10 protein-coding genes are annotated in these 10,433 nt (G+C 50.3%); 7 read left to right on the forward strand and 3 right to left on the reverse strand.

Annotated features, from left to right (window positions below; translation table 11 throughout):
- Nucleotides 1-24: 24 nt before the first annotated feature.
- Nucleotides 25-792 carry a DedA family protein gene (locus tag ACRC27_RS01735; RefSeq protein ID WP_438639038.1) on the reverse strand — a complete coding sequence of 256 codons (768 nt, stop codon included), beginning with the start codon at nucleotides 790-792 and terminating at the stop codon, nucleotides 25-27.
- A gap of 182 nt (nucleotides 793-974) precedes the next feature.
- Nucleotides 975-2,354: a PhoH family protein gene (locus ACRC27_RS01740; protein ID WP_438629939.1), complete on the reverse strand. Its 1,380-nt coding sequence runs from the start codon at nucleotides 2,352-2,354 to the stop codon at nucleotides 975-977.
- 230 nt (nucleotides 2,355-2,584) lie between these two features.
- On the opposite strand from ACRC27_RS01740, the gene rapA reads away from it, so the two are divergent.
- The 5 genes from rapA to ACRC27_RS01765 all read left to right on the forward strand — a co-directional run bounded on the left by rapA (nucleotide 2,585) and on the right by ACRC27_RS01765 (nucleotide 8,704).
- The gene (gene rapA / locus ACRC27_RS01745; protein ID WP_438623481.1) at nucleotides 2,585-5,497 is read left to right on the forward strand and encodes an RNA polymerase-associated protein RapA; all 2,913 of its coding nucleotides are present in this window, start codon (nucleotides 2,585-2,587) and stop codon (nucleotides 5,495-5,497) included.
- A 21-nt stretch (nucleotides 5,498-5,518) separates the two neighbouring features.
- Nucleotides 5,519-6,256 (forward strand): bifunctional tRNA pseudouridine(32) synthase/23S rRNA pseudouridine(746) synthase RluA, encoded by a 738-nt coding sequence (rluA, locus tag ACRC27_RS01750; protein ID WP_438631233.1) that lies wholly within the window; start codon nucleotides 5,519-5,521, stop codon nucleotides 6,254-6,256.
- A gap of 65 nt (nucleotides 6,257-6,321) precedes the next feature.
- The gene (locus ACRC27_RS01755; protein WP_438623483.1) at nucleotides 6,322-7,227 is read left to right on the forward strand and encodes a manganese-dependent inorganic pyrophosphatase; all 906 of its coding nucleotides are present in this window, start codon (nucleotides 6,322-6,324) and stop codon (nucleotides 7,225-7,227) included.
- A 225-nt stretch (nucleotides 7,228-7,452) separates the two neighbouring features.
- Nucleotides 7,453-7,923, forward strand: a complete 471-nt coding sequence (locus ACRC27_RS01760) for a Dps family protein (protein WP_438631231.1) — start codon at nucleotides 7,453-7,455, stop codon at nucleotides 7,921-7,923.
- A 202-nt stretch (nucleotides 7,924-8,125) separates the two neighbouring features.
- Nucleotides 8,126-8,704, forward strand: coding sequence for a cytochrome b/b6 domain-containing protein (locus ACRC27_RS01765; protein WP_438639039.1), 579 nt, complete (start codon nucleotides 8,126-8,128; stop codon nucleotides 8,702-8,704).
- A gap of 41 nt (nucleotides 8,705-8,745) precedes the next feature.
- On the opposite strand, the gene ACRC27_RS01770 is transcribed toward ACRC27_RS01765, so the two are convergent.
- Entirely contained in the window at nucleotides 8,746-9,627 is an 882-nt protein-coding gene (locus ACRC27_RS01770; protein WP_438623486.1) for a LysR family transcriptional regulator, read from the reverse strand.
- 178 nt (nucleotides 9,628-9,805) lie between these two features.
- On the opposite strand from ACRC27_RS01770, the gene ACRC27_RS01775 reads away from it, so the two are divergent.
- Both ACRC27_RS01775 and ACRC27_RS01780 read left to right on the forward strand, forming a co-directional pair.
- Nucleotides 9,806-10,150, forward strand: a complete 345-nt coding sequence (locus tag ACRC27_RS01775) for a DMT family transporter (protein ID WP_438623487.1) — start codon at nucleotides 9,806-9,808, stop codon at nucleotides 10,148-10,150.
- Nucleotides 10,150-10,433: SMR family transporter (locus tag ACRC27_RS01780; protein ID WP_438639041.1), on the forward strand; the 284-nt coding region annotated here is incomplete at its 3' end. The genes ACRC27_RS01775 and ACRC27_RS01780, both read left to right, overlap by 1 nt.

Here is a 10,433-nt window from a genome sequence, read left to right on the forward strand (position 1 = left end):
TTACCGTTTACCGTACCGTACGGTTTATGGTCTGATGATCAGCCAAACTTGCTTAGCATACAGCGGCATCAGCGGTTGTTGCAGCAACAATACCGTGCTGATAACCGCCACGATCAGTGAGGTCGGGGCGGCTATCCGTAAACGACTCGGGGTTAACCAGCGGCTGAAAATATCGGTTTTCTGGCGGTCTACACGCCAGTAACGCCAGCACAACCAGACTGCCAGAGTACAGCTGATCGCACAGAGGATCAGCCAGACACGGAACGCGCCGAGATCTTGCCCATCAGGGATCCCTAAGGCTACGCCGGCGAGCAAACCGGGTAATAGATAAACGGGTGGCCATGTTGCGCAGGCCAGAAAATTGGGCAGCACAAACTTTTGTAATGGCAGATTCAGCATGCCAGCAACCAGCGGTACAATCGGACGTGTTGGGCCGATATGTCGCCCCCAGAAGATAGTCAGCAGACTGTGCTGATGCAGAGCATGTTCAATCTTGTTTATCTGGCTAGTATAGCGCTGTAAGGGGCGAGCTTTACGCAGGGGAACAGTAAAATAGTGCCCCGTCAGAAATGAACCCCAATCACCGACCATGCAGCCAAGTGCTGCCAGCAGCCATGCTAGCCAAAAGTTTACCTCACCGTGGCCGATCATCAGGCCAATCGATGTCATAATGATCGAACTTGGGATCAGCAGACCGATAACCGCAATTGACTCAATCAGTGCCGCGAGAAAAACGGCGGTCAGCGCATACTGCGTGGCATAGAGCTGTATGTGTACAAATAGAGCATCCATCAGTATCTCAATGTAGTTGGTCAGAACAAACTGACGGGAAAAAATTGTATTGGGAAGTGGTGTGATTTTACAGGAAAGTATTGTGCAAGGTGCGCTTTGCACCGTCAATCGGCGGTGCAAAGGCAGAATAAAACAGCAGGAAGAGGAGCAAAACCAGAGATTGTTTTGCTCCTACCGCAGTTTTACAGATGTTCTTCAGCATAAGAGGCTAAACGGCTGCGTACAACGCCGTTCAGATACAGGTTTACACTGCCCTCAAAATCTTTAAAACGCTCAACAATATAGGTTAATCCCGACGTTACGGGCGTGAGATAGGCGCTATCGATTTGTGCCAGATTGCCCGAGCAAACAATTTTAGTGCCTTCACCGCAGCGGGTAATAATGGTTTTTAGCTGTGACGCACTTAAATTCTGGCACTCATCAAGCAGGACAAAGGCATTTTGAATCGAGCGCCCGCGCATGAAGTTAATCGATTTAAACTGGATATTGGCTTTATCCTGAATATATTTGATGGAGGCTTCGGTGTTGTGATCGTTTTTATGCAGCACCTCCAGAGTATCGGTAATGGCGGCTAACCATGGCATCATTTTTTCCTCTTCAGTGCCCGGTAAATAGCCAATGGATTCGCCGATATCCGGCGTATTGCGGGTGACGATAATCTTGTCGAACATCTTTTTCTCGATCACCTGCTCAAGTGCCGCGGCCATGGCCAGCAAGGTTTTACCGCTACCGGCAGGGCCGGTTAAGATCACCAGATCAATGGAGGGATCGAGCAGGGCATGCAGTGCCATGGCCTGATACATATTTTTCGGGTGGATACCCCAAGCCTGACGATGCATCATTTTCTCGCGGCCAAGATCGCGAAACGTGACACGATCTTCGCCAATAGCACAGATGCGGCCAGCAAAGTTTTCAGTATCATCAAACAGATATTCATTGATATGCGCTGTCGGGATCAGCGAAGCGTCAACGGAGTGGTAGGTTTCTCGCCCCTCATGTTGGGTTTGGCAGACCTCAACCTTATTCCAAAAATTACCGGGAAGGTGGCGAAAGCCCTTGGTGAGAAAGCGAACATCATCAATGAGCTGATCAGTACGGTAATCCTCAACCCGCAGCACACCCGCGCCTTTGGCACGCAGGCGCATATTAATATCTTTAGTGACTAAAATAATCGGTTGAGGGGCACGCTGCTTTTGCAGGTATAATACCCCATTGAGGATACGGCTATCGCCCTCTTTATGTGGGAAGGCGAAGGCCGTTTCATCGAGGCCATAATCAGCAAAAATTGCGATGCAACCCGATGCCTGTGCGCCGTGTTTACTGAGCGGAACGCCGGCGGCGATCTCTTCGGCAGTGGCATCAAGAAATACACTTTCGAGCATACGAATCGCGATTCTGGCCTCGCGCGATACGTCGCGTTTACTATCCTTAATCCTGTCGAGTTCTTCAAGTACGGTCATCGGAATGATGACATTGTGTTCCTGAAACGAAAAAATAGATTGGGGTTCATGGAGTAGAATATTGGTATCGAGGACGAAAGTTTTCCGTTCGTCTGTGCCCATAGCAATCTCCTTGTCAGCGTTAAAACAGTGCGCTCTTTGCACGGGTGTTGCCCCTATTATTGAGTGTAGCAACGTATTAACAATCAAACGCATACTTCATGACATGCTTGTGACAATCACACAGTTTTTAAAGTATTGAATACGGATAAATCCGTGACGGGAAACACACCTTGAATTACCATAGCGCCCTTTCCCGCACCCACCCCAAAGAAGAGAGTTGAGTCCGCACTATGCCTTTTGCACTTGGTCAACGTTGGATCAGTGATACTGAGAGTGAGTTGGGTTTAGGTACGGTCGTGGCGATAGAAGCCCGCACCGTGACTATCCTGTTTCCTGTTTCCGGTGAAAACCGCGTTTATTCCCGCGTTGATGCGCCGGTAACCCGCGTCATGTTCAATCAAGGCGACACAATCAGCTGTCATGAAGGCTGGAAATTGTGTGTCGAAGAGGTGCTGGAAGCACACGGAGTACTGACCTACATCGGTACACGCGTCGATACCGAAGAGGCGAACGTCACACTGCGTGAGGTGATGCTGGACAATAAGCTGACCTTCAGCCGCCCGCAGGACCGTCTGTTTGCCGGTCAGATTGATAGGATGGATCGCTTTGCGCTGCGTTATCGCGCGCTGAACCATCAGCGCGATCAGTTCCGTTCACCACTGCGTGGATTACGCGGCGTGCGTGCCAGCCTTATCCCGCATCAGGTTTATATTGCCCATGAAGTGGGCTGCCGTTATGCGCCGCGTGTTCTGCTGGCCGACGAAGTGGGTTTGGGTAAAACCATTGAAGCGGGCATGATCATTCATCAGCAACTGCTCTCTGGCCGTGCCGAGCGTGTACTGGTGGTGGTGCCTGAATCTTTACAGCATCAGTGGCTGGTGGAAATGCTGCGCCGTTTCAATCTGCGTTTTGCGCTGTTTGATGAAGAGCGTTGCGCCGAAGCGGGGCTGGATGCCGAGAACCCGTTTGAAACCGAACAGTTGGTGATCTGTTCGCTCGATTTTATCCGTAAAAAACGCCAGCGTTGCGAACAGGCCGTTGATGCTGAGTGGGATCTACTGGTGGTCGATGAAGCTCATCATCTGGTTTGGGATGAAGAGAAACCGAGCCGTGAATATCAGGTGGTTGAAGCCTTAGCTGAGAATATTCCGGGCGTGTTGCTGCTGACTGCAACCCCTGAGCAGTTAGGCCAGCAGAGCCATTTTGCCCGTTTGCGCTTGCTCGATCCTGATCGTTTCCATGATTACGAAGAGTTTGTCGCTGAGCAGCAGCAGTATCAGCCGATTGCCGATGCCGTTGCTGATATTACCGGTGGCAAGCCGCTGACGGTTGCAGCACAAAATCTGCTAACCGAACTGCTGCCAGAGCAAGATGTTGAGCCGCTGCTCAAAGTGATTAACGCCAAGAGTGTGGATGAAGCGGAGCGCATCTGTGCTCGCCAGACGCTGATCAGTAATCTGATGGATCGCCACGGTACTGGCCGCGTGCTGTTCCGTAATACCCGTCAGGGTGTGAAAGGCTTCCCGCAGCGCAGCTTAAACCAGATCACCTTGCCACTGCCGAGCCAGTATCAAACCGCGATTCGCGTTGCGCGTATGATGGGATCAAGCAAGATTGATGATCGTGCGTTGCAGATGCTCTATCCCGAGCAAATTTATCAGGCATTTGAAGGTGAAAATGCCACGTGGTGGAACTTTGACCCACGGGTTGAGTGGCTACTGACATTCTTGAAAAATCACCGTGATGACAAGGTGCTGGTGATCTGTGCGAAAGCCGAAACCGCGGTGCATTTAGAGCAGGCACTGCGTGAGCGTGAAGCGATTCGTGCGGCGGTGTTCCATGAAGGTTTATCCATTATCGAGCGTGATAAAGCATCGGCCTACTTTGCACAGCAAGAAGAGGGCGCGCAGGTGCTGCTCTGCTCTGAAATTGGCTCAGAAGGGCGCAATTTCCAGTTTGCCAGCCAGTTGGTGATGTTTGACTTGCCGATGAACCCCGATCTGCTTGAGCAGCGGATTGGCCGTCTTGACCGTATTGGTCAGCGGCACGATATCGCCATTCATGTGCCTTGTCTTGAAGGCACATCTCAGGCGCTGCTGTCGCGCTGGTTCCATGAGGGGCTGGATGCGTTTGAGCACACCTGCCCGACCGGACGCCCAGTGTATGATCAGTTTGTTGAGCGTTTGATTCCGTTTTTGGCCGACCCAAGCAACACCGAAGGGTTTGATGAGCTGATTGCCGACAGCCGCGCGCTGCACGATAGCTTGAAAGCCAAGCTGGAAACGGGCCGTGATCGCCTGCTGGAGATGCACTCCAACGGGGGCACAGAAGCACAGGCGTTGGCCGAGAAAATTGGCGAGCAAGATGGCGGTACTGACTTAGTCAGTTTTGCGCTGAACCTGTTTGATATTATTGGGGTGCAGCAAGAGGATCGTGGTGAGCACATGCTGGTGCTTGAACCGACTGGCCATATGCTGGTGCCTGATTTTCCGGGTTTGCCATCAGACGGCTGTACCGTGACCTTTGATCGTGATGTGGCGTTGTCGCGTGAAGATGCCCAGTTTTTGACATGGGAACACCCGATCCTGCGTAACGGCATTGATCTGATTTTGTCCGGTGATACCGGTATGACTGCAATGTCGCTACTGAAAAACAAAGCGCTGCCTGCCGGAACACTGTTGCTGGAGTTGGTCTATGTGGTTGAAGCGCAAGCGCCGAAACACCTGCAACTGACCCGTTTCTTGCCGCCAAGCCCAATTCGCTTGCTGATGGATATCAACGGTAATGACCTGTCTCAGTCAGTGGCATTTGAAGCGCTGAACCGCCAACTTAGCCCAGTGAACCGTCATACCGGCAGCAAACTGGTCAATGCGGTACAAAAAGAGATCCACGCGATGCTGACACTGGCCGAGCCGAAAGCCACTGAGCTGGCGCGCATTGAAATTGATGCCGCGCGTCAACTGGCTGATAACGTGATGACTGCCGAACTCGATCGCATGCTGGCTCTTAAAGCGGTGAACCCGAACATCCGTGATGATGAAGTGACTGTGCTGGATCTGGGCCGTAAGCAAGTGATGCAGCATCTTGATGAAGCCAACTGGCGGTTAGATTCGCTGCGTGTGGTTGTGGTTACGCATCAATAAGTGTTTAGCAAAGGTAATCACATGGCACAATCGAGCAGCACCAAACGGCAGCGTAAAGCAGCTTATTTGGCGGGAGAACCACCCGCCCCCAGCGGTGCACCGCCGCTGGAGTCATATCATCCGCCGACTGACCCTTGGCTGGAGATCCTCTATCAGGATGCCAGCATCATGGTGGTCAACAAACCGAGCGGGCTGTTGTCAGTGCAGGGGCGCGCGCCTGAGCACCGCGACAGCATTATGCAGCGGGTGCAGGATGACTATCCGTTAGCTGAATCGGTGCATCGTCTTGATATGGCGACCAGTGGCGTGCTGGTGGTGGCATTAACCAAACAGGCCGAGCGTGAACTCAAACGTCAGTTTCGTGAGCGTGAGCCTAAAAAAGCGTATATCGCCCGAATCTGGGGGCATCCTGAGCACGACAGCGGTGAGATAGATTTACCGCTGGTGTGTGACTGGCCGAACCGTCCGCAGCAGAAGGTGTGTCATGAGACCGGTAAGCCAGCTCAGACGTTGTATCAGGTGCTCAGTCGTGATTCAGATGGAACAAGCCGTGTTAAACTGACCCCTATTACCGGCCGTTCACACCAGTTGCGGGTACACATGTTGGCACTGGGGCATCCGATTTTGGGTGATCGCTTTTATGCCAACGCACAGGCACAGGCCATGGCCGATCGTTTGCAATTACATGCGCTAGAGCTGAATATCACGCACCCGAAAACCGGTGAGCCGTTACAGTTTTGCTGCGAGCCTGATTTTTGAAATCAGCTAAAATAAGCGAGCACAAAACTCGCGCCAAACAAAAAGAAAGAGTGAAAGGAAGTAATATGATTCAAGTAGTAGGTCATAAAAATCCAGACAGCGATAGCATCTGCTCGGCACTGGTAGCAACTGCACTGCTGCAAGCTCGCGGTTTGAATGCCAAAGCCGTTCGTCAGGGTGATATTAACCGTGAAACCCAGTTCATCTTAAATAAAGCGGGTGTTGAGCAGCCTGAGATGTGTACTGGTGTAGCCGGACAACAAGTCTGGCTGGTAGATTACTCTGATATGGCGCAAGGCCCAGACGATCTGGCCCAAGCTGAAATTTTGGGTATTGTTGATCACCACCGTTTAGGTGATGTGACTACCGCACAGCCGCTGGAAGCGTGGATTTGGCCAGTAGGTTGCACCAATACCATTTTGTTCAACCTGTTCAAAATGGAAAATGCACCGATTACCCGCCCACTGGCGATCCTGATGATGTCAGCCATCATCAGTGACACCGTCGGTTTTGCCTCTCCGACCTGTACGCAAAAAGATAAAGATGCCGTTTACGCGCTGGCTGAACTGGCACAGATTACTGATCTGGATACCTTCATCACCGAACTGCTGATTGCTAAAACCGATATCGCAGGTTTGAGCGCAGCAGAGCTGGTTGAAAAAGATCTGAAGGCTTACCCACTGAACGGTCATAACGTCGTAGTTGGCCAGATTGAGCTGGCAACACTGGCGCAAGTTGATGACATGATCGATGCGCTGAATGCCGATTTGCAGCGCCGTTGCAGCGAAGATTCGCTGGTACTGGCTGCTCTGATGCTGACCGACATTACCACGGCAACCACCCGTCTGCTGTATCAGGGCGAATGGTCAGCAAAGTTAGAAGCACATGCTGATAACGGTGTTCTGATGATGCAAAATACCCTGAGCCGTAAGAAGCAGGGTTGGCCTTGGCTGCAACAAGTTCTGGCCTGATTGCTTCGGTAGACCACGGGTGCTGATGAGGCATTGCGGTGGTTGATTGGGTAATTGAAAATAAGACAAAAGATAAAAGCGATCTCATTGAGGTCGCTTTTTTTTGACAAAATTTGTCGCACTCTGACGCAGATGCTCGCACTTCTCTACAGAAAGATACATCGGCCAGTTGTATGGTAATTGCAATGGCGTTATCGCCGAGTTATTTCATACGGAGCACTGGTCATGAAAGTTGATATCTCTATTCCTGATGCAAGCAGAAAACAGATCGCTGACAGTTTGGCTCACCTTCTGGCTGAAAGTTTTAGCCTCTACCTGAGTACGCACTATTTTCACTGGAACGTGAAGGGCATGCGTTTTCTGCCGATTCATCAGATGTTTGAACAGCAGTACACGGGGATCTGGAATTCACTCGATGATATCGCTGAACGTATTCGTGAGCTGGGTTTTGAAGCGCCGGGATCATTTAGTGCATACCAAGAAATGAGCCGTTTACCCGAACCACAATCAAACCTTAGCAACAATGAGATGATTACCTTCCTGCTGCAAGGCCATGCTACTGTGATTGAGCGCATTCGCGGTATCTATCCGCTGACTGGCGAAGTGATGGATGGTGCAACCGCCTCACTGCTAGATGATCGCTGTACTGCGCATGAAAAAATGGCGTGGATGTTACGCAGCTATCTCGAAGAGTGAAGTATCCCTTGGGTTTTCCGCGTAAATAAATAGCGTCGGTTAACATCGGGCTTTATTCCCAACGGCAGACCGTTTTTTAGCGTCTGCCGTTTTGCCTAAATATCGTTACATCCCCACACAGATTTTATTGTTTTTATCCCCTATAGTTACTCTGCTGTGACGTTCTCTTTTCAAGCCACGTACTCAGACATCAGGGATTTTTATGCGTATTTTCTCCGGTTTTTGGCGTTATTTAGCACAAAATCAGCGTCTGTTTTTACGTGTATTGCATGCGAGCATTGCACTGCTGGTGATTTTGCAGATTATCAACAGCAACGGTATGCACTTTACGCCCGAGCAGCAGATCGGTGCCGGCTGGCTGAGTCTGCTCTGTACGTGGCTACATATCGGTAGCGGCATTGTCGTGTTATTGCTGACAGCTTTGTTATTGCCTTACTGTTTACTGACCCGTGGACTACGCTATTTTTACCCTTACTTATGGGGGGATACACAGCAGATCACGGCTGATGTGCGCGAATTGCTGCATTTTCGGCTACCTGAATCACAACCTAAAGGTGTGGCTGCCTGTATTCAGGGGCTGGGATTAGGCGCATTACTGCTGGTGGTAGTATCAGGGTTTAGCTGGTTTGTACTCTGGCGCAGCGGTTCAGTGTGGGCGGCTGATGTTAAATCACTGCATAAAGCCCTGACCGGTTTGATAGAGGCGTATATCATCGGGCACGGTGGCATGGCGTTACTGCATTTTATGTTCTGGTATCGCCGCCAGCCGAAACAAGCTTAATTGAGGAATCGACTGACTAAGCTTGCTCATCTGAGAACCGGTTAATCGTAAGACTCTAACTCTTTTTGGATCTCCTGCTGGATCCACGAGAGTACCTTACCGTGATAAGCAGCGGGGGAGGCGTAAGCGGCATAATCACGCCACTGCATGCTGAATTTATGTTTCAGCACCTGTAACTGGTCATGGCGCAACTGAGTTTGTACCAGTGGGATTGGTAAAATAGCCCAGCCCAGCTTATCAACCACTGCATCACGGATCATCTCAAAGCAAGATAACCCGATATGATCACCGCTGACCGGTTGCAGCGTTTTCACTGATTCATCATCCACATATGACAGCGTAATTTGTGTATGTGACTCTAGATCATTGTGCTGAACCCGTTTTAACAGCGCCAGCGGATGGCTTTTTTCCACCACCATCATGGTTCGCAGCGGATGCAGCACCTCAATTTTCAGTGATGAGTTCTCTTGCTCTTGGGTCAGCAAACCAAAAGCGGCATCAACAATTCCCTCTTCAACCAGCGCGGGCAATTCGGGCGGTGATGCCAACACCAAAGAGACACTGGTGCCGGCAAACTGTTGTTTTAACTGGCCTAGTAGCCGCCGCCAGAAAACTTCTGACAATGCATCATCGCGCGCGATGCGCAGCAAGGCTTCTGCACCGGTGGCGTAGTGCTGGCATTTTTGTTCGATGATGTAGGCAATTTGTAAAATGCGCTCACTGTCATCCAGAATTTGTTCACCGATAACGGTCAATTCCGTTAAGTTTGAACCGCGTTCAAAAAGACTGACACCCAAACTGTCTTCCAGTGCACTGATTGCGGTACTCACGGTACTGCGGCTTTTGCCCAAACGGCGCGCCGCTTCGGTGATTGAGCCGTTATTGGCGGCTTCTACAAACATTTCTAACTGCGAGAACTTCATCGGCTACTCCAGACATCAGCGGCTGATCCTAGAGGGTGTAAACAAATTGTCAAACGGTAGCGTCGGAAAAGTTGACGCTGAGCGATTAGTATATAACGAGCAGGAGGGCTAGAGTAACGCTATGCCGCAAACGTTATCAGCAGATCACGGGGCATTAAGGATATTAAAGGGTACTCACATGTTATTCGCATGGATGTTTTTGTTACTGGCTATTATTACCGAAGTCGCAGGAACATCATCTATCAATAAAATTATCGAAAATGGTTCATTTTTCAGTTATTTGCCTATGTGGGCAGGGATCGGAATATCTTACTTTTTCCTCTCTAAAGCGATCAAAAAAATACCTATCGGTATCGCTTATGCACTGTGGGAAGGGGTAGGCGTAACCTTAATTACACTGATTTCGGTGTTTATTTTTGGTTACTCGCTCTCGTTACAAGAGATGATCGGGTTAGCGCTGGCCGTCACCGGTATTATTATGGTGAACGCCGGTGAAAGTCATCCACAGCAGGAGGAAGCGTAATGTTACATATCGGATTCGTTATTGCTGCCGCCTTGCTGGATGTTGCCGCGAATATGGCACTGAATAAGTCCAAAGGTTTTAAACGTAAGCGCTGGGGTTTTCTCTCTATTTTACTGGTTATGAGTGCGTTTACGTTATTGACCGAAGCCGTTCGGGGTATGGATCTTGCCGTAGCCTACGCATCATGGGGTGCAATCGGTATTTTAGGTACGGCCATTGGTAGCTGGATTATCTTTAAAGAGAAACTCAAACCCATTGGTTGGGCTGGTATTGTGGTGATTGC

The sequence above is a fragment of the Plesiomonas sp. genome, assembly GCF_051650925.1.
Taxonomy (GTDB): Bacteria; Pseudomonadota; Gammaproteobacteria; order Enterobacterales; family CAMTGL01; genus Plesiomonas.

Bases quoted from the DNA above. Each gene is read 5' to 3' on its own strand.
- ACRC27_RS01735 (WP_438639038.1), bottom strand. From the start codon at position 792: ATGGATGCTCTATTTGTACACATACAGCTCTATGCCACGCAGTATGCG.
- ACRC27_RS01740 (WP_438629939.1), bottom strand. From the start codon at position 2,354: ATGGGCACAGACGAACGGAAAACTTTCGTCCTCGATACCAATATTCTA.
- rapA (WP_438623481.1), top strand. From the start codon at position 2,585: ATGCCTTTTGCACTTGGTCAACGTTGGATCAGTGATACTGAGAGTGAG.
- rluA (WP_438631233.1), top strand. From the start codon at position 5,519: ATGGCACAATCGAGCAGCACCAAACGGCAGCGTAAAGCAGCTTATTTG.
- ACRC27_RS01755 (WP_438623483.1), top strand. From the start codon at position 6,322: ATGATTCAAGTAGTAGGTCATAAAAATCCAGACAGCGATAGCATCTGC.
- ACRC27_RS01760 (WP_438631231.1), top strand. From the start codon at position 7,453: ATGAAAGTTGATATCTCTATTCCTGATGCAAGCAGAAAACAGATCGCT.
- ACRC27_RS01765 (WP_438639039.1), top strand. From the start codon at position 8,126: ATGCGTATTTTCTCCGGTTTTTGGCGTTATTTAGCACAAAATCAGCGT.
- ACRC27_RS01770 (WP_438623486.1), bottom strand. From the start codon at position 9,627: ATGAAGTTCTCGCAGTTAGAAATGTTTGTAGAAGCCGCCAATAACGGC.
- ACRC27_RS01775 (WP_438623487.1), top strand. From the start codon at position 9,806: ATGTTATTCGCATGGATGTTTTTGTTACTGGCTATTATTACCGAAGTC.